Source organism: Verrucomicrobiia bacterium (genome assembly GCA_035629175.1).
Taxonomy (GTDB): Bacteria; Verrucomicrobiota; Verrucomicrobiia; order Limisphaerales; family DASXHY01; genus DASXHY01.
Map to the genome: position 1 here is coordinate 47,434 of DASPIL010000033.1, position 26,904 is coordinate 74,337.

General features: G+C 59.0%; 18 protein-coding genes and 1 tRNA gene. 16 read left to right on the forward strand and 3 right to left on the reverse strand.

Annotated features, from left to right (window positions below; genetic code table 11):
- Positions 1–93: 93 nt before the first annotated feature.
- From VEH04_05450 to VEH04_05500, 11 genes are all read left to right on the forward strand, one after another.
- A complete protein-coding gene (locus tag VEH04_05450; protein ID HYG22211.1) occupies positions 94–1,887 on the forward strand; it encodes a hypothetical protein in 1,794 nt (597 codons plus the stop codon).
- Positions 1,884–3,413, forward strand: coding sequence for a sodium/solute symporter (locus tag VEH04_05455; GenBank protein ID HYG22212.1), 1,530 nt, complete (start codon positions 1,884–1,886; stop codon positions 3,411–3,413). The genes VEH04_05450 and VEH04_05455 overlap by 4 nt, the downstream gene beginning before the upstream one ends.
- Positions 3,410–4,558, forward strand: coding sequence for an iron-containing alcohol dehydrogenase (locus VEH04_05460; protein HYG22213.1), 1,149 nt, complete (start codon positions 3,410–3,412; stop codon positions 4,556–4,558). The genes VEH04_05455 and VEH04_05460 overlap by 4 nt, the downstream gene beginning before the upstream one ends.
- The gene (locus tag VEH04_05465; GenBank protein ID HYG22214.1) at positions 4,555–5,502 is read left to right on the forward strand and encodes a dihydrodipicolinate synthase family protein; all 948 of its coding nucleotides are present in this window, start codon (positions 4,555–4,557) and stop codon (positions 5,500–5,502) included. Before VEH04_05460 ends, VEH04_05465 begins: the two co-directional genes overlap by 4 nt.
- Complete coding sequence (gene pdxA / locus VEH04_05470; protein ID HYG22215.1) at positions 5,499–6,554, forward strand: 4-hydroxythreonine-4-phosphate dehydrogenase PdxA; 1,056 nt, start codon at positions 5,499–5,501, stop codon at positions 6,552–6,554. The genes VEH04_05465 and pdxA overlap by 4 nt, the downstream gene beginning before the upstream one ends.
- A gap of 25 nt (positions 6,555–6,579) precedes the next feature.
- On the forward strand, positions 6,580–7,767 hold the full coding sequence (locus VEH04_05475; GenBank protein HYG22216.1) for a four-carbon acid sugar kinase family protein: 1,188 nt from the start codon (positions 6,580–6,582) through the stop codon (positions 7,765–7,767).
- 12 nt (positions 7,768–7,779) lie between these two features.
- Positions 7,780–8,667, forward strand: coding sequence for an AraC family transcriptional regulator (locus tag VEH04_05480; protein HYG22217.1), 888 nt, complete (start codon positions 7,780–7,782; stop codon positions 8,665–8,667).
- Position 8,668: 1 nt separating this feature from the next.
- Complete coding sequence (locus VEH04_05485) at positions 8,669–11,488, forward strand: glycoside hydrolase family 2 TIM barrel-domain containing protein (protein HYG22218.1); 2,820 nt, start codon at positions 8,669–8,671, stop codon at positions 11,486–11,488.
- Between the two features lie 400 nt (positions 11,489–11,888).
- Entirely contained in the window at positions 11,889–16,409 is a 4,521-nt protein-coding gene (locus VEH04_05490; protein HYG22219.1) for a TonB-dependent receptor plug domain-containing protein, read from the forward strand.
- 5 nt (positions 16,410–16,414) lie between these two features.
- The gene (locus VEH04_05495) at positions 16,415–16,987 is read left to right on the forward strand and encodes an RHS repeat domain-containing protein (protein HYG22220.1); all 573 of its coding nucleotides are present in this window, start codon (positions 16,415–16,417) and stop codon (positions 16,985–16,987) included.
- Positions 16,988–17,130: 143 nt separating this feature from the next.
- Positions 17,131–17,667, forward strand: coding sequence for a cupin domain-containing protein (locus VEH04_05500; GenBank protein HYG22221.1), 537 nt, complete (start codon positions 17,131–17,133; stop codon positions 17,665–17,667).
- 110 nt (positions 17,668–17,777) lie between these two features.
- Here VEH04_05500 and mtnA read toward each other — a convergent pair whose 3' ends face one another.
- Complete coding sequence (gene mtnA / locus VEH04_05505) at positions 17,778–18,908, reverse strand: S-methyl-5-thioribose-1-phosphate isomerase (GenBank protein HYG22222.1); 1,131 nt, start codon at positions 18,906–18,908, stop codon at positions 17,778–17,780.
- Positions 18,909–18,940: 32 nt separating this feature from the next.
- Positions 18,941–19,282, reverse strand: coding sequence for a hypothetical protein (locus VEH04_05510; GenBank protein HYG22223.1), 342 nt, complete (start codon positions 19,280–19,282; stop codon positions 18,941–18,943).
- A 241-nt stretch (positions 19,283–19,523) separates the two neighbouring features.
- On the opposite strand from VEH04_05510, the gene hpnA reads away from it, so the two are divergent.
- Positions 19,524–20,531 (forward strand): hopanoid-associated sugar epimerase, encoded by a 1,008-nt coding sequence (hpnA, locus tag VEH04_05515; protein HYG22224.1) that lies wholly within the window; start codon positions 19,524–19,526, stop codon positions 20,529–20,531.
- Positions 20,528–21,313: a hypothetical protein gene (locus VEH04_05520; protein ID HYG22225.1), complete on the forward strand. Its 786-nt coding sequence runs from the start codon at positions 20,528–20,530 to the stop codon at positions 21,311–21,313. The genes hpnA and VEH04_05520 overlap by 4 nt, the downstream gene beginning before the upstream one ends.
- A gap of 57 nt (positions 21,314–21,370) precedes the next feature.
- Here VEH04_05520 and VEH04_05525 read toward each other — a convergent pair whose 3' ends face one another.
- Complete coding sequence (locus tag VEH04_05525; protein ID HYG22226.1) at positions 21,371–22,360, reverse strand: hypothetical protein; 990 nt, start codon at positions 22,358–22,360, stop codon at positions 21,371–21,373.
- 226 nt (positions 22,361–22,586) lie between these two features.
- Here VEH04_05525 and VEH04_05530 point away from each other — a divergent pair.
- The 3 genes from VEH04_05530 (at position 22,587) to VEH04_05540 (ending at position 26,555) form a co-directional block, all read left to right on the forward strand.
- A tRNA-Pro gene (locus tag VEH04_05530) sits at positions 22,587–22,663 on the forward strand.
- 86 nt (positions 22,664–22,749) lie between these two features.
- On the forward strand, positions 22,750–25,875 hold the full coding sequence (locus tag VEH04_05535; GenBank protein HYG22227.1) for a two-component regulator propeller domain-containing protein: 3,126 nt from the start codon (positions 22,750–22,752) through the stop codon (positions 25,873–25,875).
- Between the two features lie 23 nt (positions 25,876–25,898).
- Complete coding sequence (locus tag VEH04_05540; GenBank protein HYG22228.1) at positions 25,899–26,555, forward strand: response regulator transcription factor; 657 nt, start codon at positions 25,899–25,901, stop codon at positions 26,553–26,555.
- Positions 26,556–26,904 lie beyond the last annotated feature (349 nt).

Genomic DNA, 26,904 nt, shown 5'->3' on the forward strand with positions numbered 1-26,904 from the left:
AATTCGGGGCTTTGGGTTACAAGAGAAAGGCCTCCAAACAGGTCTATGCTATCGCTCACAAACAAATGTCGGTTGCGTGTTGCCGTCATGGCAATGTCAGCATTGCTTTGCGTGGAGTCAACGCGGACGTTCGCCGCGGACATCGTTGCCGGGACGAATCGCTTTCAGGGTGAGGTCATTGTCCTCGCCCCGGAGGGCTTCACTGTCGACGAAAGGAGCGCCGCGCAGTTCAATGTTTCCCTGCGGGAATCCGCTGAAACGCTATCAGGATCGCGCATGGCGCATCGCGCCCTGAAGCAAACAACCGAAGCCGCCCGGCGCGGCCCGAGCGCGGATAACCCGCACTTTGCTGTGCGCTTTGCAATGCCGATTCCGCCCGAAAACGACACCAACCTCATCGGCGCATTGCTGGGACTGGATGCGAATGTGCTCGCCCACAACCATTCGCCTGGATTCGCGGTCCTTCCAAACGGCGATGTGCTGGCGATTTATTTCAGCGCAGAGGGGCCGCGCGGTCACAACGAGCGCGCAGCGTCGGCGCGGTTTGTGCAGGCGCGGCTGCGTCATGGGGCCGAGGAGTGGGATCTTCCCGAGCTATTTTTTCACACGCGCGACTTCAACGATCAATCGGCGCTGCTTTGGATCGATGGAAGCACGGTGCGGTTTTTTGGCGGGGGACGCGAAAACCCGATGATGTTCAAAATCGCCGCTTCCGAGGATAACGGCGCTCACTGGAAATTGTCGTTACCCATCCTGGAAGCGCCTCCAAAAGATTTCACTGCGCAACCGATCGTGAATGCCTTTCGGGATCCACGCGGGTCCATGTATTTCGCGATGGATGCTGAAGATGACAACAGCTTTCTCTGGCGCAGTTCCGATCAAGGCGTGACGTGGCGCGACATGGGCGGACGGACGGGAGGACGCCATTCAACGATGGCGCTGTTGAGTGATGGAAATACGCTGCTCTCCATTGGGGGAAAGAACACCGCTGTCAACGGATTCACGCCACAAAACATTTCGACCAACTGGGGAGCAACGTGGTCGGAATCGACTTCGACTATCTTTTCGCCGCTTGGCGGGAATCAGCGCCCACACCTCATTCGACTCGCGAACGGCCATCTTTGCTTTGTCACGGATTCCTATCATCGCCGAAAGGAGGAATTACCACCGGGGTGGACGCATGGAGCGGGTGCATTCGTGGCGATTTCCAGGGACGACGGCATGACGTGGCGTGTAAAGCGGCTGCCGGTGGAACTGCCGCATGAGGCGGATCGTGCCCGGGGAACTTTGGGCTATGCGAGTGTGGCACAGGCGCCCAATGGTGTGATCCACGTGCTCGCGACCATGACCCACCCTTGTCTGCACTACGAGTTCAATGAGGCCTGGGTTTTCTCTGACCGGGCTGAGGGGGAACTGGATGTGGATGGAGCGCGTGTCGAACAATTTGCCGAGAATCACGCCAACGGAAAACAGCGCGTGAGTTGGTCGGCGGAAATCACGAAAGCCGGAAGTTACCGTTTGCACGGCAAGGAGATCTCTTATTACGACAACGGACAGAAAGAACGCGAGACCACCTACATCCGTGGCCGGAAATCTGGAATCGAAACATTGTGGACGCGCGACGGGAAGAAAATTTGGGTGTGGGAGCGGGATGTTGAAAAGAACACGGCGGTGTGGACGCACTATTGGCCGAACGGGAGGAAACGCGTGGAATCGCATTGGAACCTCAAGCCGCGCGCCCGCGACGCCGCGCGCCATTTCGTCGGGCTTGAAGCCCATGGGAAAGCGACGCATTGGAGCGAGGACGGCAAGGTGTCAGCGCGCTATGAATTTGCGCATGGCGCGCTGGTTAACTCTTCAAAACCGGGCGGCCAGGGTTTTCGATGAGCGCGATCGATTCAGCCATAATACTAGTCTACTTCCTGGTCGTGTTCGGAATCGGGTTCTACTTTTCGCGCAACCAGAAGACCACGACTGATTTCTTCCTCGCTGGAAAGCGGGTCCCTGGCTGGGTTGTGGTGTTTGCGATTGTCGGCACGATGATCAGCAGCACGAGTTTCATCGGGCATCCAGGCAATGTCTACGCCCGCGACATGTGGAATTTGCCTTCGTTTTTCCTGCTGCCGGTTGTGATGCTCGCGGTTTCGCGGTTCATCGTGGTGTTCTATCGGCGGACGATCCAGATGAGCATCTACGATTATCTGGAGAAACGTTTCAGTTACTTCGCGCGGGTTTACGGCGCGACGGCATTTATCGTGAGCCGCGTTGTAGACATGAGCGCCACCCTTTATTTCCTGGCAATCCCGGTTTCCTACCTAAGCGGGATCAGTGTCAGCTGGGTGATTTTCATTGTGGGAATGGTGACTTTGATCATGACGGTCGCGGGCGGGATCGCGGCTGTGGTTTACGCCGATGTGCTGCAAGGCGTTTTGCTGATCGGAGGTGCGATTGCGTGTCTTGCGATTGCGATGTTCCGGCCGGCGGGCGGACCCATGGCAGTGCTGCAGACGGCGTGGGAGGGCGGAAAGTTCGGGCTTGGAAACATGTCGTTCAGCTGGGTGACGGAGAACATCTGGTTTTATCTCGTAGGCGGCGGGATTTGGGCCGTGCAACGGTACGCTCTGGACCAGCATATCGTGCAAAAATATCTGGTCGCGAAAACCGATCGCCAGGCAAAGATGAGCGCTTATTTCGGAGCGATAGCCTGCCTGCCTGTGTGGATGTTGTTCTTCCTCCTCGGCGCCTGCCTTTGGGCATTTTTTCAGCTGAGCGGCGGGGCGTTGCCGGCTGAGGTCGCCACCATCAAGGACAACATCGTTCCCTACTTCATCAAGACACAATTGCCAGTGGGGGTAATCGGCCTCGTGATTGCAGCGTTGATTGCCGCAGCGATGTCCAGCCTCGACTCGGACCTCAACAGCATGGCGACGGTGATCGTGGATGACTTTTACGCGCGGCTGCGTCCGTCTTCGCCCGATGCGCAGCGCTTGTGGGTGGGCAGGCTGGCGGTGGCGATGCTCGGCATCCTGGCGATCGTGTTTTCGCAATTGTGGATCGGGATTGGAACCGCGATGGAGTTTGGCATTCAACTTTTCTCGATTGCGACGGCGGGCATGCTGGGCCTGTTCGCGCTGGGGGCACTGACGCGGCGCGCCAATGCGAAGGGCGCGCTGGTAGGGATCCTGGCGTGCGCAATCTTTACAGGCTGGGCGACGTTGACGTCGGTGCATATTCCTGCGCTGGGCGGCCGCGCACTCGATCTCGGCCCTCTCAACTATTCGCTGCACCCGTTTCTGATCGGGGTGTTCAACCATGCGATTCTTTTCGTGGTGGGCTGGGCAGCGAGCTTCCTGTTTACCGACAACCCGGCTGTGCCGGCGCGGGCTTCGCTGGAAACAGTGGGAACACCATGAACATTGTCACGCTGCTTCAACCCCCGCGGATCGTTGTCGGCAACGGCTGCGCGCCGCAGTGCGCCCGTGTCCTCGCAGAGGCCGGAGGCCGGCGCGTCCTGCTGGTTTCGAGTTCACCTGTGATTCCGACGCTCAAGCCGGTCTTGGATGCGCTTGCGGGCGAATCGATTCAAACGGTCATGAGCCCCGCTGTGGACCGCGAGCCGGATCGGGCTCTGTTCAATGGCGTGCTGGAACTTGCGAAGAGCGAGAATGTGGATGGAGTTCTCGGCATCGGCGGCGGAAGCGCAATCGATGTGGCGAAGCTCGCCGCAGCTTTGACGCGTGGCACACAGCGGGTGGAGGAGGTGTTCGGGATTGGTTTGCTGGCTGGCCGGAATCTTCCGCTGGTTTGCCTGCCAACCACCGCCGGAACCGGCGCTGAAGTTTCTCCAAACGCCATTCTGCTGGATGAGAGTGACGAACTGAAGAAGGGCGTGATCAGCCCGCACCTTGTTCCCGATGCGGCATTTGTTGATCCGTTGCTGACGCTTTCCGTTCCCCCCGCAGTCACGGCGGCGACAGGATTGGATGCGCTCACGCATTGCATCGAGGCTTTCGTCAACAATTTTTCCCATCCCGCCGTGGACTTATATGCACTGCAGGGCATCAGGCTGATTTCGCGCAGCCTGCACGCTGCGGTGCAGGACGGTTCGAATGTGGATGCCCGCGCGGACCTGGCACTGGGCAGTCTTTACGGCGGGCTTTGCCTCGGGCCCGTCAACACAGCGGCGGTGCATGCGTTGTCGTATCCGTTGGGCGGCCGTTTCCATATTGCGCATGGCATTTCGAATGCAGTGCTTCTGCCATCCGTGTTGCGATTCAATTTGCCCGCGGCGCCAGAACGTTACGCGGAAGTGGCCGTCGCCCTGGGCGTGCAGCGGAATGGCTCGGCGGCGGGCACAGCCGAGCAGGGAATCCAGCGCCTCACGAAACTTTCGAAAGCGTGTGGCATCCCGCAATGGATCTCTGACCTCGGAGTTCCCCGGAGCGCCATTCCGGAAATGGCGCGCGCGGCAATGCAGGTGGCGCGGCTGTTGAAAAACAATGTGCGGCCGCTGACGGAGGCCGATGCGATCAGGATCTACGAAGCAGGTTTTGAATGAAGAACGGGTTAAAATATGAAGGCACGGTCGTCCCGATGGTGACGCCAATCACCGCGGCAGGCGCGCTCGATGAATCCGCGGTGAGCCGGCTCGTCGAGACTTTGATCGAGGGAGGCGTGAACGGGATTTTTGTCCTCGGAACGACGGGGGAGGGCGCGAACGTCCCAAAGGCGCTTCGCCGCCAGATGGTCCGCCTCACCGCGAGCACCGTCCGAGGCCGGGCCATGGTTTATGCAGGCGTCGGCGATCTGACAGCCTCCGACTTTGGCCTCGTCAATCACTGCTTCGAAGACGGCGCCGATGCGATTGTGGTGCATCCTCCCATTACGGAAGCGGTCAGCGCCGCGGATGTGGGCGGGTGGTATCGGCGTTTGCTCGATGGCCTGCATGGGCCCTTGATTCTTTACAACATGCCTTCGACCACAGGGATCTCGATTCCGCTGGAGGCGGTTGAATCGTTGTTGGGTCATCCGCACCTGGCTGGAATGAAGGATTCCGAGAACAATCCGAAAAGGCTCGAGGAAATGCTCAAGCGATTCGGCGGGCGTCCGGGCTTCGCCATTTTTGTGGGCGTGGGCGCGCTGATGGAAAAGGGGTTGAAGCTGGGCGCAGATGGAATCGTTCCGAGCGTAGGCAACCTGATCCCCGATGTTTGCCAGAACCTGTGCGTGTCTGCGCGGAGCGGCGACTGGATGCAGGCAGAGACACATTTCTCGCGCATGAATGCGGTTGCCGCGCTTTACCAGAAAGGCAGGACCCTGAATGAATCCCTGTCCGTCCTGAAAGCCGCCGTGCATTTTCGCGGACTTTGCGAGCCTTACGTGCTGCCGCCGTTGAGCATGCTTTCGGCCGCAGCCATGGAAAAATTGCGGACGCAGATGATGCAGCTTCAGCTCAATGGCAGCGGAAATGGCTCAGGCAACGGGCACGGCCACGCGGTATGAGCGCGCGGCCCGTCCTTGGCCTGACGATGGGCGATCCCGCAGGCATAGGCCCGGAAATCTGCCTGCGCGCCCTGAGCGAACCTTCCGTTCTCGACCAGTGTGTTCCCGTCCTCTTTGGCGACGCTGGTGTATTGGATAAAGTTTCCCGTCTGGCTCTTGGAAGCGCGGCACATGCGCCGCGATTGCTGACATTGGAAGAGTGGGAGCGGACAGCGATAACGGATGCGGCAGTGGTTGACTGTCGTGCCATTGATGCGGCTGCAGTGGAACCGGGAAGGATCTCCGCGGCGTGTGGCCGGGCTGGATATGTTTATATTGAGCAGGCAATCCGATCCGCCTTGCGCGGGCAGATCGCGGGTGTGGTCACGGCACCGATCCACAAGGAGGCATTGAATCTTTCCGGAATCCCCCATCCAGGCCACACCGAAATCTTCACCGCGCTCACGGGTTCCAGGCGAAGCTGCATGATGCTGCGGTCCGAAGTCATCACGGTGAGCATGGTGACGACACATATCGGTTACCTGGATGTGGAGTCGAAGCTGTCGGTGGAACGTGTGTTGAACGTGATTGAGCTGACGGCCGAGGCCATGCGTTGGATGCTGCGACGAGAGCCGCGCATCGGCGTCTGCGGGCTTAATCCGCATGCAGGCGAGCACGGGCTGTTCGGGCGGCGCGAGGAGGAGGAGATTGTGGAACCCGCTGTCAAAAAAGCGCGGGAAAGCGGCATCGACGCCACAGGCCCACTGGTGCCCGACGCGGCGTTCACCAAAAATCAGCGCGCACGTTTTGATGCCATCGTTACGCTGTATCACGACCAGGGCCACATCCCTTTCAAGATGCTTGCCTTTGATACGGGGGTGAACATCACGCTCGGGCTTCCAATCATTCGCACATCTGTTGATCACGGAACGGCGTTCGATATTGCATGGCGGGGAACGGCCGATCCAAGCAGTTTGTTTGAGGCGATTCGCGTGGCCGTTGAACTCTCCGAGGGACGCCAGGAGCCACGTCGTCACGAAGCAACCAGCACGGACAGAACGCTCAACTCATAAATCGTAAATCATAGGTCGTAAATCAATGATAGGCGTCATTGCAGATGACTTGAGCGGAGCGGCTGAAATCGGCGCGCTCGGCCTGCGCCATGGTTTGACGTCGGAGATCGTGACGCATGGGACGCGGCCGGGCCGGGCGGATTTGGTATGCATCGATACGGATTCGCGTTCCCGCACCGCCAGCGATGCCGTGGAGAGGAATCGCGACGCCGCGCGGGTGCTGCAAGCGGCGGGTGCTGAGTGGATCTACAAGAAGGTCGATTCCGTGCTGCGCGGTCACGTCGCAGCTGAACTGCACGCCGTGATGGATGCGCTTGCCTGCGATCGGGCTTTGCTCGTTCCGGCCAATCCGTCACGCAAACGGATTGTCCGCGGCGGCAAGTATTACATTGATGGCCGCCCGATCGATCAAACCGAGTTCGCGCACGATCCGGAATACCCGCGGAACACGGCGAGGGTAGTTGACCTGCTCGGGCCTGCGCGGCAGGGCGCGATGCGGGTGTTTCGGCAAACCGACCCGCTTGTGGGAAATGGAATCGGGATCGGGGAAGCTTCGAAGCTGGCGGATCTTAAAGTTTGGGCGGGACGATTAACGCCGGGAATCGTTGCAGCGGGGGCCGCAGAGTTTTTTGCCGCGCTGCTCGAGGCGCGCGGCTTTCCTGAGCGATCCGAGACTGCAGAGCTGGAACGCTGTGACGAACCCCGCCGTGAGTTGTTTGTCTGCGGAACAGCAAGCCGCTCGGGCCGCGAGTTCGTCCGGGCATCCCGGCTCCGCAAAGTTCCGATTTTTTCACTTCCATCGGAACTCGTCTGGGGCGCGGACTTCAGCGAACTCGCCCGTTTGGCAGTGGCGCGCCGGGCAGCGGCAGCTTGCGCGACAAGCCTGCGGGTCATATTGCACGTCGGCCTGCCAAACATGCGCCGACCCGAGGCGGCGCGGATGCTGACTGAACATCTCGTTCGTCTTGCGGAACTGGTATTGGGTCTGGCAGACGTGACAAGCGTCTATGCCGAGGGCGGGGCGACGGCGGCGGCCCTGATGCAGCGCATGGGATGGACGCGTTTGAAGGTCATGAGTGAGCTGGCTCCTGGTGTTGCGCGTCTGGCTGCCGGCAAGGACGGGAGGATATGGCTGACAGTCAAACCAGGCAGTTACGCCTGGCCGGCAGCGGTTCGCAAAGGCGCGGCGCTTGCGTGCGGCAGGGTCGCTTGAGATAGTGCGCGCATGCAACCTGGACCGGTCGATGACGCAGATGTTGTGGAGGCGCCTGAAGCGCCAACCGCTGAACACCTGACGTTTGTCGAGCCGTCGCCCATTGCGCGGCGGCTGTTATGGCACTTGTTCTCGATCGGATCCCGCCGGATCACCGAATCTGACCGCCATCAATCGTTCGAAAAACCTGGCGCGCATCTATTCTGGGTGCAGTCCGGAGAAGGCGAACTGGAACATGAGAAAGGGCGGCTGGCGCTGGCGCGCGGGCGCAAGGTGTGGCTGGTGGACATGAGCAAACCGCGCACGTATCTGCCCGCGGCCAAGCGGCATCTCACGATCGCGGGTTTCCGGTTTGGAGGTCCAGGGCTGGAATTCTGGCATGAGGAAATTCGGGGCACGGAAGGTCCTGAATTTGCACTCAGTGATTTTGGTTTTGTGAAGCGCACCCAGAGCGAACTCCTTCGCCTGGTTCGCCGGCGTCCCGTCGGTTGGGAATGGCAGATTCATGTGGTCATCACGAACATGCTGGGCAAGCTGCTGATGGCCCGGAAGCTCTTGGTGTCGCCGCAAGCCGAACTGCCCGCTCCCGTGGTGCGGGTGCTGAACGCCATTTCAGCCAATCCCATGCGCGACTGGAAGGCGACGGAACTCGCATCGATCGGAAAGGTGAGTTACTCCGGCTTGCGCGCGATGTTCCAGAAGGCAAAACAGGGAACGATCCACGAGCATATACAGCGCGCGCGCCTCGACCAGGCACGGCTGCTCCTGGCGGACAAGCGATTGTCCGTGAAGGATGTCGCCGCACAGCTCAATTTCTCAAGCGAGTTCTACTTCAGCCATTTCTTCCGCCATTACACAGGGATGACTCCGACCGAGTTCAGGCAGCATTTGAAAGGATGACATGAAGCTTCGGATTTTGAATTTGGTTCTGCGGCTGGTCACGGTGGCCGCCGTTTTCGCTGGCAGTGGCTTCGCCCCGGCGACGGCGCAGGAGACGCTGCGGCAATATCTTTCCGGCAAGGGAAAGGACGACGCGGTGCCGTGGCGTTTCCAATGCACGTCAGGCGCCAACGCCGGGGTGTGGACCAATCTGCCGGTTCCGTCTCATTGGGATGTGCACGGCTTCGGCACACTCAGCTACAAAAAGGACGGAACAAATGCGTTGGACGAACGGGGATTGTATGAACGCGAGTTTGCTGTTCCGAACGAACTGACGAATCGACGCATCTTTATTGTGTTCGAAGGGGTCATGACAGACACCGCGGTCAAGATCAACGGCCAGTCCGCCGGACCTGCGCATCAGGGTGGTTTCTATCGATTCAAGTACGAGATCACGGACCACGTGAAATTCGGCGGGACCAACCTGCTCGAAGTGGACGTGGCGCGCCATTCAGCGAACAAATCGGTGAACGATGCCGAGCGCCTTGCGGATTATTGGGTGTTCGCGGGGATTTATCGTCCCGTCTACCTCGAGGCAGTTCCCCGGCAATTCATTCAACGCGTCGCGATTGATGCTCGCGCTGACGGCAGGTTTGCAATGGATGTGTTCATCAATGGCGAGGCGCAGGGCGCGACCGTTGAGGCACAGGTCATTGGCGGGGACGGGAAACCGTTGGGTTCGGCGTTGACGGCGCCCGCGTCTCCGTCGGCAAACGTGGCGGCCCAATTCGAGTCGCCACTGGCCTGGTCTGCCGAGACTCCGCATCTCCATACTGTGATCGTGAGTTTGAAGCAGGGCGCGGAGGTGCTGCATCGCACATCGCAGCGTTTTGGATTTCGGACGGTTGAAGTCCGCGATGGCGACGGGATTTATGTGAACGGCCGGCGGGTGATTCTCAAGGGAGTGAACCGCCACTCGTTCTGGCCCGACTCGGGAAGGTGCCTCAGCACGGACGTGCATAAGCTCGACATTGAAACGATGAAGGAGATGAACATGAACGCCGTGCGCATGTCACATTATCCTCCCGATGCCGAATTCCTCGATTTGTGTGATGAGCTGGGGCTGTATGTGCTGGACGAACTTGCCGGCTGGCATCGCGCGTATGACACCGAGGTCGGCCGCCAGTTAGTGGAAGAGATGGTCGCCCGTGATGTAAACCATCCTTCCATTTTGTTCTGGGACAACGGGAATGAAGGAGGGTGGAACACAAATCTGGATGCTGACTTCAAGGAATGGGATCCGCAGCAGCGGCGCGTGCTGCATCCGTGGGCCGCGTTCAGCGGGCTCTGCACCGCGCATTATCTTGCCTTCGACAAAGCTTCAATCGCGGCCACAGGCCAGGCGGTTTATTACCACAATGGGCAGGAGCTTGTCGCCACGAACGACGCGGCAAAATACATCTACATGCCTACGGAAATGTTGCATGGGCTTTACGATGGCGGGCTCGGAGCGGGACTTGAGGATTATTGGCGGATGATGAGCGCGAGCAAGCTCCTGGGCGGCGCGTTCCTTTGGACCCTGGTGGATGAAGCGGTGAAACGGCCCGACACAGGCGAACTGGATCCCGCAGGCAATCAGGCTCCTGACGGGATTGTGGGGCCTTACCGCGAACGAGAGGCGAGTTTCTACACGATCAAGCAGATCTGGTCGCCCATTCAAGTCAGGCAGGAATCCAGCCGCACCTTCACGGTGGAGAACCACTATTCTTTTACGGATGCGAACCAGTGCCGCTTCACTTGGGAGTTGCGGCAGTATCCAACCCTCGAGGAGGGCGGCGCTGAATTCATCGTGCTCGAAGAGGCTGAGGTGGAGGTGCCATCCATCGAGCCGGGCAGCAAGGGTTCGCTTCGCGTTCCTGCGCTGAGATCAGACGAACGGGTGGATGCACACGCCCTGCGGGTTGAGGATCCCAGCGGCCGGGAACTGTGGACGTGGATTTTTCCCCGGCCACGCGTGGGGGATTCCAGCGCGCTGGTTCACGCCCCTGCGGCGCAAAAGGCTGCCGGCCGCGAGACGCCGGAAGCGTTTGAAATCTCGGCGGGCGAGCTGACGATCAGGATTGCCCGCGACTCAGCGCGGCTGGCCGGCATCACGCGCGGCGAAGAACAGTTCAGTCTTGTGAACGGCCCGCGATTTCAATTCACGAACTCTGTCCTGCGGTCGATTCGAGGCGACCAGGACGGGCCTGATTACATTGTCGCCGCGCGGTTTGAAGGCGATCTGAAGTCGATTCTGTGGCGCGTGCATGGGAATGGCTGGGTTCGTTGTGAATACCGTTTTTCTGCCGAGGGATCGCATCCATGGCTTGGCGCGGTTTTCGATTACCCCGAGGAATATGTGACGGGCAAGAGGTGGATGGGGGGCGGGCCAAGCCGCGTGTGGAAAAACCGGCTCGCGGGCGTGACATTTGGGGTTTGGGAGGATGTGTTCAACGACACGATTCCCGGTTATCAGGAGTGGGAATATCCGGCGTTTAAAGGGTGCCTCGCGGATGTGCGTTGGATGCAATGGGAGACGACTGAAGGAACAATTTCTGTCGTGCCTGAGGGAGTGCCTTTCATTCAGGTTCTGACGCCGGGCCAGGCCCCGGATGAGCTCATTGGGAAGACCAAGGTTCAACTCCCCGATGCGGGACTCGGATTGTTGCATGCCATTCCGCCGATTGGCACCAAGTTCAAAGATGCCACGCATAGCGGCCCACAAAGCCAGCTCACATCGGCCAAAGGCGAGTATTCAGGCGCCGTCAGCTTTTATTTTGGGGATTTGCCAGAAGAGGAGTAAGACGAAGAGCCGCCGCGACGGATCTAAGAAACTCGTCCGCCGTAGCTATACAGGTTTCCAAACCTGTTGTATCGCCGGCTTCCCTGTCGGCAGGTTTCAATCAACCCGCGTGAACTCTGCCACTCCATTACTTCCTGCTTCACCTATCCGTGCCATCTGCGGTTAAAAGGATTTGCCGAGTTTGCCCACGGAGCCGCAGAAGAATCGAAAACCACGAAACACACTCATTACACGAAACCCGCAGGCAATTCGCGAAAATTGGCGCAATTCCCTAAACCCGTTCTGCCCTTCCCCATCCGTATTGATCCGCGTCGAGGGGGCGCAACCTCGGTATTTTTACCGCTTCTCAAATCCTTCATAACGTGGCTTAATGCGGCATTCCCAAACGGCCTGCCCTGCCATGAACCTGTTAAAATCTTTCCGCGCTTCCCGCCTGGGTTTGATGCTGGTGCTCGCCCTGACCGCCCAATTGATTACGCCAGCAGCTCACGCGCATTATTGCGGACCGCCCGTGATTCGCTGCAAGCCGGGTGACGTTGTTACTTACTATATTGTTTCCGATCGCGCCGAGCAGGGGATCAGCTTTTTCGGCGTGGTATCGCAGACACGTCCCGACGTTGCGCCCGTCGTGTTTTTCACCCCGACTGGGCGGATCATGGGAACGTTCGTCATCGAAGCGCGGGAGGTCGGCACCAACAGCATGATTCTTGGCTGGGATTTCCCGACACCGCCACCGGCCAGCGGCTTCTGCTTTGTTGAAGTGCGAGTCACAACGAATGAAACGACCTCCACATCAGGCAACTCGCCTGACTCCGCGTTTGCAGGCGATCCCGTGAACGCCTACACGGGCGAGTTGGTGATGCAGGAGGCGCCTGATCTATGGCTCGGGGGACCGCTGCCGCTTCAGTTCTCGCGCTATTACGCTTCGCGCCTGCAAGCCGACTCGCTCGTGAATTCCCGAATTGGCAACAACTGGACGCACAACTTTGAGTGGTCCGCCATTCTTGGCCTAACGAACCAAGCACTTATCGTGTCGCCGCAGGGACTCGCTGTTCGATTTGATCGTGTGGGAACCAACTGGATGCTGCGCTCGCCGACGTTCATGCCGTTTCAATTGGTCGATAGTGGAACGAACGTGATCTTCGGAGATCCGCGCGCCAATCTGTCATACACATTCAGCACCAACGGGCTGTTGATGAGCGTCAGCGATGGGAAAGGGAACGCCCACAGCCTGACTTACACCGAGGAAAGATTGTTGAACCAGGTTTCGGATGGGCTGGGGCGATCGCTCACGTTCAGCTACGTGGGAGCGCAATTGTTGAACCGCGTTTCGGACGGCACCCGCGAGGTGCGTCTCGTCTTTGCGCAGTCGGGCAGCGATTTCAATCTCCTGCGGATCACGAATGCACTCGGCGGCACGACTTTCCATACTTACGACAACAGCAAATCCATCCGTTCCCTTCTGACGTCGACCACCTTCCCAGCGGGTAATTTCGGCTACTCGCAGGTCTACGACGACCAGGGCCGGGTTGTGCAGCAGAGCCGCATGGGAACGAACATCACGCGTTTTAACTACAGTCCTGGAAATATCACCTATGTGACCAACGCGGCGGGCGGGGTGACGGTGTATTCCCATTCAGCGAATGGAGTGCTGCTGGCAATGAAGGATGCGGCGGGGAAGAGCTTGACGGTTCAGACAAACTCGCAGGGAAGGCGGGCAGCAATCATTGATCGCACGGGAGCTTCGGTCGGCGCTGCATTCCATCCTGCCTCTGGCCTGCCGGGCGCCTTCACCAACTCCGATGGATCCGTAACACAGTTCACCTATACAAATCGGATCGTGAACGGGATCACGTTCCATGAAGTGGCATCGGTGACTCTTCCCGGCGGGTCGACTCAGCGGTTTTCTTACGATGCGATGGGCAACCTGGCTGCGTTCCAGGATCCGGCGGGTCACGTTGCACGATTCGGTTACAATGCGCGCGGACAGCTGACCGCCGCAACCAACGCTGCAGGGGGAGTTACAACGCTCGTGTACAACGCGGATGGTACCATTGCATCGCGGACAGATCCCGTCCTTGGAACCATCACGTTCCATCATGACGCGCTGCGGCGTGTGACGAATGCGACCGCTGCGGATGGACGCGCGGTTCGAGTCGTGCTCGACGCTGCGGACCGGATCCGGGCGATCACGGATGAACGGACGAACACGACCTGGTTTGCGTTTGATGCGAACGATCGTTTGATCGGGATCACGAATGCGGCGGGACATGTTGCCCGTTTTCAATACGACGCAGCTGACCGGCTGAATGAGGTTGTCGATCGCATGGAACGGCGGCTTGCCTATACTTATAATTCATTCGATCAGATATCCACTTTCACGAATCGCAATGGAAACGTCATGCAATTTGCGTGGGACGCGCGGCAGCGCTTGACCTCGATCGTGGACGCTGCAGGCAAGGCCCGCACCTTCGGCTCCGACGATGAAGACCTGGTGCGCAGTTTCACCGATGCGCTCGGCAACAGCATGGCAGTTGATCGCGATGCGGTTGGATTTGTGTCTGCGATAACGAACCAGCTTGGGCTGGTTTCCGTGTTGAACCGCGATGCACTGCACCGCGTGTTTCGCACGGTGGATCCGATGGGCCACATCGATCAATTTGGGCATGAGCCTCGCAGCTCGCTGACCAACGCAAACCGGTCAGCGCTTGGCCCCGCCACGGCTGTCTTCAATGCGCTTGGCATGATGGAACGACTGGTGGATCAGGGCGGGAGCCAGTGGCGCTTTGAGTATTCGAACATGGGACGGCTGTTACGTTCTGTCGATCCGTTGAATCGCACGAACAGTGTCAGCTACGACAGCCGCGGCAGGCCCGCGCGTGTTGCGTTTGCAGATGGTGCGTCCCAGACCAACAGCTTCGATCCTTCGGGTAATCTGACAAAGCTGGAGTTCAGTGGAGGGCCTGCCGCGGCATTCAGCTACGACGTCTTGCATCGTCTGACGAATGCCGCAGGTTTGGCACTGGCGTACGACCCTGAGGATCGCGTTACGAACACGCTAAGCAGCGGGATCCAGTTCGGTGCCGCGTTCGATTCAGGAGGGCGGCTGACCAATGTCACCTACAACAACGGAAGCTTTTCCGCTGTTTATTCGTACGATTCGAGGGATCGGCTCATCCAGGTTCGTGACACGCTGGGCAACGGCCAGGTGAACTTTTTCTACGACGACGGCGGACGCCTTACAAACGTCTTTCGCGCAAACGGCATCAATGGCATCTACACGCACGACGCTGCTGGAAAGGTGACCCGCATTCGGGAGGGCAATTTGATCGATCTGCAATTCACCTATAGTGCGGCTGGATTGATGGTCGCATTGGCGTCTGAAACACCACTTTTCTCCGCCCCGGATGCACCCGAGACACGGGATTTCACCTTCGACGTTGCACATCAAGTCTCGGCAGCGGGTTACTCCTATGACGGCCGCGGGCGCATGACGGCGTCGCCTGGAAGAACGTATGGGTGGAACGCCGCGTCGCAACTCATCCGCGCTGGCGGTGTGACGAATGCCTTCAATGGAGTGGGAAACCTGCTGGCGCGGAGCACGTCGGCCGCGACGATCACGTATCACTACAACCATGCCATCCACCGTGTCCCGATCGTTGCGGAGCAGAACGCGGCGAACAGCGCGTTTCAACGCTACTACGTTTGGACGCCCGACGGACGGCTGTTGTATTCGATCGATGGTGCTGGAGGGAACAGCGTCACGTATTACCACTTTGACCTGAACGGTTCGACCCTGGCTCTGAGTTCGGCTGCTGGGGCTCTCAGTGCCGCCTATGCCTACAGTCCTTACGGCTTGATTGTTGCGCAAAGCGGTGCAGCCGATCAGCCGTTCAGGTATGCCGGGCAGTATGGGGTGCGTTGGGATTCTGACGCGCAGTTGTATCACATGCGCGCACGGTTTTATGACCCGCTGACGGCGCGATTCCTTTCGCGCGATCCGTTGTGGCCGATGCTGAGCGACCCCCTGAGCCTCAATCCCTACGCCTACGCGGCGAACAATCCCCTGCAGTTCATTGACCCTGCAGGGACGCGCAATGAGCGGCTCGCGGAAAGCGCAAATCCATTACAGGTCATTGGGCGCGATGACGTCAGCAAGGCGGGAATGGAGAACGTCTCTGATGTGCTGGCAGCGCTGCCGGCCTCAATCGGTGCCCTGTCGGCCGCGAGCAGTTTGAACCTTCGAGGGCTCGGCTCGGATCGGACGCTCGTGCTTTTGAATGGGGTTCGAAGTTCCCCGGCTGCAGACCTCAACAGCATACCGCTGGCGGCGGTGGATCGGGTGGAAGTGCTGAAGGATGGCGCGTCGAGCGTGTATGGATCGGATGCCGTCGCTGGAGCCGTGAACGTGATCACGAGGCGAACCGAAAACGAATTCGACTATCTCACTCTCAACGTCGGTGCTGAGTTCGAGCCGATCCTTTCGACGACTGTGAACCACTGGGCTGATCAAGGCGCGGAGTTCTCGATTGTGCAGCCGATCAGGAGGACCGGACAGGTGAACCTGTTCCAGCTGTCTACCGAATCCTTCATGGTTGGCATTTATGGGGCCCTTCTTCAAAGCGGACCGACCGACCTGCGCGGCAACAGCCAAACGCAGGATCAAATGAACTTCTCACTGTGGATGGCGGGGTTTCCACCGATGCTGATGCCGCGCGGAGTGGCCTTTGTGAATGGGCAGCAGGTCAAACCGAAGCTCGCTGATCTCACTTACGGATTCTGGGTCCATTGGCATCTGTATAACGCGATGTATTCGTCTTCGAGGCAGAGGCGGCTCTTGTATTCCGAGCTCCTGGATAGTTTCCAATGGGGCGGCACGGGAGGATCGTGGTCCGATGTGACGGGAACGTATCGATATTAACTCCGATGAAAAATCGAATTTCCATCTTCGCGATTTTCTGCGGGCTCCTGGCGGTCATGACCGTCGCAGCCGCGGAGTTTGCCACCTTTACCTACGACACCGCCGGTCGTCTGATTGCGATCAATCACGGATCAGGAAAAGGCCGGACCTATCAGTATGACGTGACAGGGAACTTGAAACGCGCGACAGACGTGGTCACGGCGGACGGTGATGGCGATGGAATGGCCAATGCATGGGAGTTGCTTTACTTCAAGACGACCGCCAGGGATGGCACAGGTGACTTCGATGAAGACGGGTTCAGTGACCTTGCCGAATTTCTGGCGGGCACGAATCCTGACGATTCGGAATCCCTTTTGAGGATGGAGCGGAGCGTGACGAAGACTGTTTTGCAGACAACGGTTCGATGGAATTCCGTGTCGGGCAAGACGTACCGCGTTCAATTCAAGGCCGGGCTTTCCGACATCGGGTGGAACGACCTGCCCGGGCTCGTCGTGGCGGCTGGCACAAATTCAACGAAGGTGGACATCACGACCCCGGGGGCGATTCAACGATTCTATCGGGTGGAAGTTCTTCCATAGCCGAGGGGCGCCTGTTTGCAGCAACGGTTTGGCGCTCTTCGTCCTGCCGCACTCAAACCCGCCCTCCGACTGGGGAAAAAACCGACCACTAAACCGTTATTGGTTTCGGGAAAACGAACGTAGAGTGAGGCATGAGTGGAAAAATGGGCCTGGCTACTGATGTTTTGAATCGTCCCGAAATCATCGCGACCGTGCTGAAGGATGATGGAGCGGTTCCCAACAACCGGCTGCCATTATTGGTCTACAGAACGGCAGTTAACCTGGAAGGCCGCGATCCGGCTGCTTTGTTCGAGGAATTGTTCCAGAGCAACGACTGGACCGGCACCTGGCGAAATGGCATCTACACCTATCATCATTACCATAGCACCACGCACGAAGTACTCGGCGTATTCAAGGGGTCTGCGACGATTCAATTCGGCGGAGAAAAAGGGATCAAGCAAAAGATTACGGCTGGAGACGTTGTGATCATTCCAGCCGGTGTGGCGCACAAGAACCTTGGTGCCAGCAGTGATTTCGCAGTGGTCGGCGGCTACCCTGGCGGCGCTGAGTGGGATATGAATTACGGCCGGCCGAATGAACGCCCAGCAAGCGATGAGAACATCGCGCAGGTTGCGATGCCCAAGAACGACCCGCTGCACGGAGCGAGCGGACCGTTGTTTCAGCATTGGACGGTACGCTGACCAAACGGCGTGACGCCGCGCTTCAGAGCGCAGGCTTCAGCCTGCTTCAGTGCAATCATCTGGTGAGTAGTCGAACCTGCCGGCGCATAGGAGTGCGGGCGGGCCGCTGTTCAGAACCCACCCAGTTCCTTGCGCTTCTTCCAGAGATCCCGTGGTTTGAAGATGCCCATGGGAGTGATGATACCCGTAATCAAATCTGCAGGCGTCACGTCAAATCCCGGGTTGCGGGCTGGGCTCGAAGGATTGGCGACGCGAACGTACGTGCGTGCTCCGGGTTTGCCGCTTCGTTTCCGAGAATTGGGATCGGTGCCGATGCCCCAGGCCCCGAGCACTTCGCTTTCATCACGCTCTTCAATGGGAATTTCGAAGCCTGACTTCAAGTTCCAGTCGATCGTAGAAAGCGGAATCGCTACGTAGAACGGAATGCCATGACGCTTCGCCAGCACGGCTTTCGTGTAGGTTCCGATTTTATTGGCAACCTCGCCCGTGCGGCCCAGGGTGCGATCACTGCCGACGATGACGAGGTCAATTTCGCCGCGCTGCATCAGGTGGCCCGCGGCGTTGTCTGCAATGATGTGATGCGGGATTTTTTGCTGCGCCAGCTCCCACGCGGTCAGCGTTGCGCCCTGGCAGCGCGGGCGGGTTTCATCGCAGAAGACGTGAAACGTGCGGCCGCGTTCCTGTGCTGAATAGAGCGGAGCGGTGGCTGAACCGTAATCGACGAACGCAAGCCAACCCGCGTTGCAATGCGTCAGCACCTTCATTCCATTGCGAATCAACTTTGCTCCGTGCTCCCCGAGTTCACGGCAATGCTGCGCGTCTTCATTCGCGAATTCCTCGGCCCCGGCAACTGCGAGCGCCTGCTGTTCAGACACGCTTTCGCCGTGCCGCATCAGCCCGCGAATCGTGTTCATCGCGTTCACCGGATCGACGGCGGTGGGCCGCGCCTGCGCCAGCGTCTGATATACTCCATCCATGTGGGAGGCAAAGCGTTTGAGGTCGCTGCCCCGGAATGCGAGCGCGCCCTGGGCAAGGCCGTAAGCAGCCGTGGCACCGATCGCTCCTGCGCCGCGCACGACCATGTCGGTGATCGCCCGGGCGGTTTCGCGAAAATCCCGCATGGCCACAATCTGGAAGTCGTGGGGAAGCAGCCGCTGTTCGATCAGCAGCACCTCGTTCGATTCCGCATCAAACGTGACGGTGCGATAGTGGCGGGTTTTCCCGCGGACGGTGACGTTCATGCGGGCAGATTAAACGGAATCGGGTGGTGCGATTAAAGCACTTTCACCTTCATCCGCCGGATCTGATCGCGAATCCCGCGGAAGAGCGGGTGCTTGCGAAGCGTGACCAGGTCGGGATCCTTGGCGAGCCAGTTGAAATCCCGATAGCCGAGCGCGATGGCCTTGCGCAACGAGGCGGCGGCCAGCTCCACTTCGTCCGTCAGCGAATAGCTGCAGGCGAGGTTATAAAAAACGAGCGGATTAGCGGGCTGCAGTTCGGAAAGTCGCTCGTCGACGCGGCGGCCGTGATCAAAGCGCCCGCGCTGGGTATAGTGATCGCCGAGGAGTTGGAGGGCCTCGACGTAGTTTGGATCGCGCCTGACGACGCCTTCCATAAATTCGATTTTGATGTCCAAATCCCGTTGTTCCCGGCGCGATAATTTCTTTCTCACACTGCTCTTTAGCGGCATACGACGCCGTGATTCTTTAGCATCGTAAAAGTTGAGTCAAGTATCGGCCCGTGAACACGTTGACTTTAGGCATGCTTCCCCCGCGAGGATGAGAAGTTTTCAACAAAATCCGTGAACACGAACAAATGTGTTCGGCTCCGCGCGCGGTCGTTGGCAGACTCGCGTCATGAACTGTTTTGTCACTGGCGCCTCGGGATTCGTCGGCGCCAACCTGGTTCACGAGCTGATCGCGCGCGGACATCGCGTCAAGGCGCTCGTGCGTCGCGGGAGCGATTCGCGTGGCATTGGCGGGCTTGAGGTCGAGCGGGTGGATGGCGACGTCTCAGACCCGGCGCTGCTCGCGGGGGCTATCCGTGGATGCGACTGGTGTTTTCATGTTGCTGCGAGCTATCACCTGTGGTTGCGCGATTACGCTCCCATGTATGCGGCCAACGTTGAAGGCACCCGCAATGTGCTTGCGGCCGCGGCGCAGGCGGGATGTTCGCGGATTGTTTATACCAGCACGGTGGGCTGCATTGGGCTGCCGCGGGAGGTGAATGGAACTGTTGTTCCCACCGATGAGACCACTCCGGTTTCGGAGGCGCAAATGAGCAATCATTACAAGCGCTCGAAATGGCGCGCCGAGGTGGTTGCCCGCGAACTCGCCTCGAAAGGCCTGCCGATTGTGATTGTTAATCCGAGCGCTCCCGTCGGGCCGCGGGACGTGAAGCCCACGCCGACGGGTCAGGTGATAGTGGACTTTCTCAACAGGAACATGCCGGGCTACGTCGACACTGGCTTGAATTGGGTTCACGTCCGCGACGTGGTCGTCGGGCACATTCTCGCAGCCGAAAAGGGACGGATTGGCGAGCGCTATATTCTCGGCAATGCCGAGGGCAATTGGACGATGAAGGCTGCGCTTGATGTATTGCAGGGGATTACAGGATTGCCCGCGCCCACGATGCGTGTGCCCCATGCCGTTGCGCTCGCCGCCGCGTATGTCAGCGAGGGCATGGCCGCGGTTACCGGCAAGCCGCCCAAAGCGCCGCTCGCAGGTGTTCGGATGGCGCGCTACAAAATGTTCTTCAATCCAGCCAAAGCCATCCGGGAATTGGGCATCCCTCAAACCCAGCCGAAGACGGCGCTGGCTGATGCGGTGGCGTGGTTCCGCGAAAACGGGTATGTGAAGAAATGAAGCGAAACGTCCGACTCACCGCTGGATTGATTTTCATCATGGCAATTCTGTCGGGTTGCCAGTCGGAAAAGGTCGCTAGTCCCGCGTCAGTACGCGTAGGTGCGTCGGAAATATCAGACGCGGCACGGCGTCTGATTTATGCGCGAGTCTGGGATCTCATGGAGCGAGTCGCTTTGTTCAAGCCCGATGCAGCCGGGCACGAACCGATGGCGGTCCAGCTGGCGCCTTTGTTATTGCAGGACGCGCGCACAGGGAAAAAACTTTCTCCGCATCGTGTGTTGTACCACACGAACTCAATCACGATCGCCGGTAAATTGGTTGAACAACGAACGTTCGAATGGCCGAACCAGTCAGTTCGGCTGACGCTTGACTCTTCCGGCCATCCGGCAATCTGGGAGGTGCGTCATGACAGTTCCGGCGCGGACATCATCTGGGTCTCGCAACGACTGGAAATGGCAGCAGGAGAGCAGTTCGGAAAGGCTTTGCCGGGCAGATCGTTTTCAATCGAACGATCCCGCTCCGAGGCGCCATGGCTCGTCGTGCCGAGTGTTGTCGATGATGGTCCCGTGCCCATGGGTCCGATGGCTTACCTGTCGGCGAACGGGGATGTTCCGCTTCTGACCTGTCGATGCTCGGCTTTCAATGCGAAGACCCTGGAGGAAGGAGGGATCTACGAGTTAAATCGCACCGATGGGAAGCGTCGGAGTTCCGGCCCTGAAACCGGCGATTGGTGGGATCCGTCGCGGCTGGAGAAACGGTTGCGATTGCCGTCTTCGTTTTGAGTGAACCCGGCCGATGAGACGGCCGGGTTCGCGGTGAACAGCTGACGCGCGGCGGTCTTATTGTTTTGCCTCTGCCACGACCTTGCCGACTTCTGCGTTGAAAGCCCCGACGCCCCGCAGCAATCCCGCCTCATAGGCCGTCCGATCGACGTTCATCTGATAGAATCCCGATTTGCTGCTGATGCGGCCGGCGCCTGAGAGGATTGAAAGAGCGGAGCTGACGGCATTGCCCGCGCGGTCAGTGGTGTCTTCGTCAGTCAGTTCGCCAACCTGCTCACTGATGTTGATGATCTGCTCCTTGAGACGGACATCGCCCCAGCCGCCTTTTTCCGTCAACAATGCGACAGAGGCCCAGGAGAGGTTCATTCCGGGAAGGACGTTTACCTTTGCGGAGATGCGCTTGTAGCCGCCACCGGTTTCACCCCAGGCTTGCGGCGCGGCAATGACGTAAGTGGGAATGACAATCGTGCCTTCGCCGAGGGTGCTTTTGCCGCGCCGCATGAAGGGGGCAAATGCGCCGCCAGCGAGCCCGCCCTTGAAATTTTGGGCGTCGGTAGGCGCAACAAGCAGAAAGACAGTGTTGCCTGACGGATCTTTCTCGGTTGGAAGGCCCCAGTCCTCGTCCACCTTCGCGAGTTTCGAATCAGCGAATGCGTCCGTGGACTTGAGGTCGTCGTAAGTTTTCACGTTGTAACCCGCCTCCTTGAGTTCCGCGACGAAGTTCTCCTGGACCTTGGCCGCAAGTTGCTGGGCGAACTCCTTGTCCATGCCCTTGACGGCGTAAGTTGCCTTTGCCTTGACCGAGTTGCCGCCGCCGCCACCCAGTCCTGAAAGCACGCCGCCCTGCTTGGCGACGAACACCTTGCCCGCGATGGGGAGCTTGAGATAGACCGTCGGGACAATGATTGTAGGGGACGCGCCGAAGTTTTTGGTGCGGCTTTTCTCGAGTTTGATTTCAAAGTCTGCTGCGCGCGCGGTCGGGGAATTTTCGAGCGCCAGGGTGAGGATGAGCACAACGATGGATAGGGTACGGATTCTGGGTTTCATAACCGGTTGATGTCGGTCCTGGCGGGTGAAACTCAAGTCGAATTCCAGTGCGTGGCACAAGTTTCATTAAACGCGGTTGACCACGAATCACACGAACCACACGAAAAAACGCGGTTGCGACGCAGCTGGGTTCCATCGCTGAACGCGTCTCGTTTCTTTGGAAATGGGGCTGAATTTACGGATTGCAAAACGCGGATGAGCCGTGCACTTTCACAGGCCTTTGGGTCGGGGCGTAGCGTAGCCTGGTAGCGCGCTTGTTTCGGGTACAAGAGGTCGTGAGTTCGAATCTCACCGCCCCGACCATTTTATCGCACCGGACAATCCGCGCTGCTTGTTTTTCCAGTTTTGTTTGTTCAGGGTGAGGCGTGCATGTGTTGCGCTGCTTTGGCGTGAAAATCATCGCCCTCGCCGCCGCCGTCCTCGCGGTGACCGGCGGTTATGCGCAGGTCCGGCCCATAGGCAATCCACACTACCTTCTGGATGTGTGGACGAGTGACGAAGGTCTGCCCGACAGTTCTGTTACTAGCATCGTGCAGACGCCCGATGGATACCTTTGGATTGGCACGCACAATGGCCTCGTGCGCTTTGATGGCGTTCGCTTCGTGGTTTTCGATCCGATCAATACTCCCGCGCTGAAACACGCCCGCGTTCTCGCCCTGTTTGTCGATGCCCGTGGAACTCTGTGGATCAATACCTATGGGGGCGCGATGACCTCTCTGCTCGACGGCGTGTTCACTCATCAGTGGAGTGGCGGACAGGTGAGCGCCGTGTTTTCTCAGTCCGACCGCATTTACTTTGCCCTTTTGCGGGGCGAACTCGTTTACAGGGACGCACATCCGCCAGGCACGAACCATTGGCGGAGCGTTGCGCTGGATGGCGTCACGCATGGCAATTTTTTTCAGCAGGATCGAAGTGGCACCATTTGGTACCACACAAGGGATGGCGCGGCAGGTCGCGTCATCGGAACGAATGCGCTTCCGCTTCCGGCCGATCACGGGTTGCAAGGCAGTAACGTCAGTGCGATGACATCCGATTCGCAGGGGAGAATCTGGGTCGCGACAGAACGGGAAATTGCGATGTGGGATGGAAGGCGATTCGAAGATCAAACTGCGAGTGTTGGGACGGACGGAGGGGTATCGATGCTTTTGGCGACCCGCACGAATGGCTGCTGGGTGCTGAGCCCGGAGAAGTTCAGCTTGTTGCAGGGAAAACGCTGGAAGTTGGAAGTCAAAGCCTGGCGGCAACTCGCTGAGTCGGCTTTTTATATCGACGCTTATGAAGACCGGAATGGTGGCGTTTGGTTGCGTCATTTTGGCCAGGGCCTCTTTCACGTCCGGCCTGATGGATCCACCCAGCGCATCACGTCAACGAATGGCTTGCCGGGCGATCGCGTGAGTTCCTGGCTGGAAGATCGCGAAGGGAATATCTGGGTTGGCGTCGAGCGGGGTGGGTTGGTGCGCTTGCGCGAACGGCGGTTTCGTGTCGTCGGACCCGCTGAAGGGCTCGCGAACTCCGCGGTGTCGTCGGTTTGCGAAGATTCGGCAGGGGACGTGTGGATTGCGACGTTTGGAGGCGGCTTGAATCGCTGGCGCAACAATTCTCTCGAGCGTTTTGACCTGCCAAGCGGCGCGTATCGCGGATCGTTTTTTTCCGTCTTCCCTGCCGCACCCAATCGATTGTGGATCAGCGCCGGCCGGGAGGATCTCACCCTCATGGAAGATGGCCGCATCGTTCCCGCCCCTGAAGCTGTTCATGGGATCAAGGCGCTGCACGCCGCAGCCGACGGCGCGGTCTGGATGGGATATCAGACCGGCCTGGCGCGATGGCATGGCGGTGTCCTTTCGACGTTCGGGCCGGCCGATGGATTTGATAGCCAGGTCGTTCGCGCTTTGACGACTGACGCCGAAGGCAATGTGTGGATCGGAACTGGCAACGGAACCCTGATTCGCTACTCGCACGGCTCATTTGTGGAGTTTCGTCCGGACGACGGGATTGAAGCCGCGGCGATCTGGTCGCTGCTTGCGGACCCGGACGGAACCGTCTGGCTCGGGACCTTCCGCGGAGGGTTGCTTCGATTCCGCGACGGAGTCTTTCGGCGATTCACAACACAGCACGGCTTGCCGAACGACATCATCTGCCAGTTACTGGACGATGGTAACGGAAATCTTTGGATCGGATCGCGCCGCGGAATCTTCTCGCTCGCCCGCGAGTCCATTGACGCGTTTGAGAGTGGCGGCGCGCGGTCCCTGTCGTGTGTTGCGTACGGCTTGTACGATGGTCTCCCGACGCTGGAATGTTCCGGGAGTTACCAGCCGTCGTGCTGGAAAGCGAAGGATGGGACCCTCTGGTTCGCCACGGTGAAAGGTGCGGTTTCCATCCAGCCACGGAATGTGTCGCGAAATGAAGTTCCGCCGCCGGTTGCGATTGAAGAGATGTGGGTCGACGGCAGAATGATTCAGCTCCGGGCGGGCGCGTCGACGGCATCTCCGGTGCAAGTGCCGCCTGGAAAGCATCAGCTGGAATTCAGGTTTACCGCTTTAAGTTTTGCGGCGCCTGACAAGGTGAGGTTCCGGTATCGGTTGGGCAGTGAAAGCGCGCCATGGCTCGAGGCCGGCGGGGATCGGAGCGCGCGATACAGCTCGCTCACACCGGGCGAATACCGATTCGAAGTCATTGCATGCAACAACGATGGCGTGTGGAGTTCTCCCAGCGCGCACCTGGCGTTCGAAATATTGCCCCACGCGTGGGAGACATGGTGGTTTCAGGGAATGGTTGGGGTTGTTTTATTAGGCGGCAGCGCCATGACGATGCGATACGCAGCAACGCGAAATCTGAAGCGGAAGGTTGAGCTTTTAAAACACCAGCGCGCGTTGCAGCGGGATCGGGAAAGAATCGCACGCGACATTCACGACGACCTTGGCGCGGGATTGACGCAGATCATCCTGCAAAGTGGACTGGCGCGCCGCGAAGATCCTGCCAAGACGGAAAGTCATTTCGCTCAAATCGGCGAAACGGCCCGGGATCTCGTGCGAACGATGGATGAAATCGTCTGGGCGGTGGACCCTGAGAATGACACGCTGGATGGGCTCGCGACATACGTTGGGAAGTATGTCCATGACTTCGTTTCCGTGGCGGGGCTGCGGTGCCGCTTGAACCTGCCCGCGACGCTGCCGGGAATTGCCGTTTCAGCCGATGTTCGCCACAACTTGTTTCTCGCGATCAAGGAGACACTGAACAATGTGGTGAAGCACGCGGGGGCAACCGAGGTTTCGCTGCAGTTGGTTGTCGATCCGCCCTCGATCAGTTTTGTGATTCGCGACAATGGACACGGATTCCAGTCAGAGGAAGGCGGCGCGGCTGAACTCGCGGGCCTGCGTGCCAGCGCGGGGCATGGGATGCGAAACATAACGGCGCGCCTTGAACAGATTGGCGGACAAGCCGCGGTGCGCAGCAAACGGAACGAGGGGACGGAAGTGGAGTTGACAGTCGTGATACAGAATGGCGCTGCGGGATGACCGTTGGCCAGTTGACCGCGTTTATGCCATTCACAGTTGCAATCGTTGAAGACGACGTCAAGGTTCGCGGCAGTCTCGCGCGCCTGATCGATTCCACAGATGGGTTCACATGCGTGAGCCAGCATCCCAGCGGCGAAAACGCCCTGGCTGAATTGGTGATCACCCGGCCCGGCGTCGTGCTCATGGACATCAACCTGCCGGGAATGAATGGCGTCGATTGCGTGCGCCGCCTGAAAGAATTGCTGCCTTCGACGCAGGTGGTGATGCTCACGGTTTACGAGAACACGAACATCATTTTTAGCGCGTTGTCTGCGGGTGCGAGCGGCTATCTCCTGAAGCAAAGTTCGCCGGAGCAGATCATCCAGGCGATTCGAGAAGTTCACGAGGGAGGTTCGCCGATGACGAGCCATATCGCGCGCAAGGTGGTGGCATCGTTCCAGAAAATCAGCAACCCGGTGAACGATTACGAGAAGCTCTCGTTGCGCGAGCAGGAGGTGCTGGACTTGCTGTCACAGGGTTTTCTGTATCGCGAAATATCCGAAAAGTTAAAGATCAGTTACGCAACCGTTCACACCCATGTGCGGCACATCTACGAGAAGCTTCACGTGCGTTCCCGGACGGAAGCGGTGACCCGGCATCTCCAGCAGGTTTCCAGCGGGAAGGGCGGAAAAACGGGGTAGGCTGCCACGGCCTTTGCTCGTAAACGTTGCTTTCGCCGCCGCTAAGGGTAGCGGCGGGCATCTTGCCTGCCGTAGAGCCGGGCTTCCGAGCCCGGCGGAAGGAACTTTGGAAAGGGTCGGGCGCGTGGAGAAGGGAAAGCGTTCCTCGGTTTTTTCGTTTCTTTCCGGGCGGCAAGATGCGCGCCCTCCACGGCAGGCAGGGATGCCTGCCGCTAGTGCGCTTGGGATACAACGCACATCGCAGGGTGAGAGTCCCTGTCTGGCGGCGCTTCCCGCCAGAGACTGAAGGTAACTGCGGTTCAGAAATGAACCGTGGAGAGCAACTGGAAGTAAACGGATAGTCCGTAGA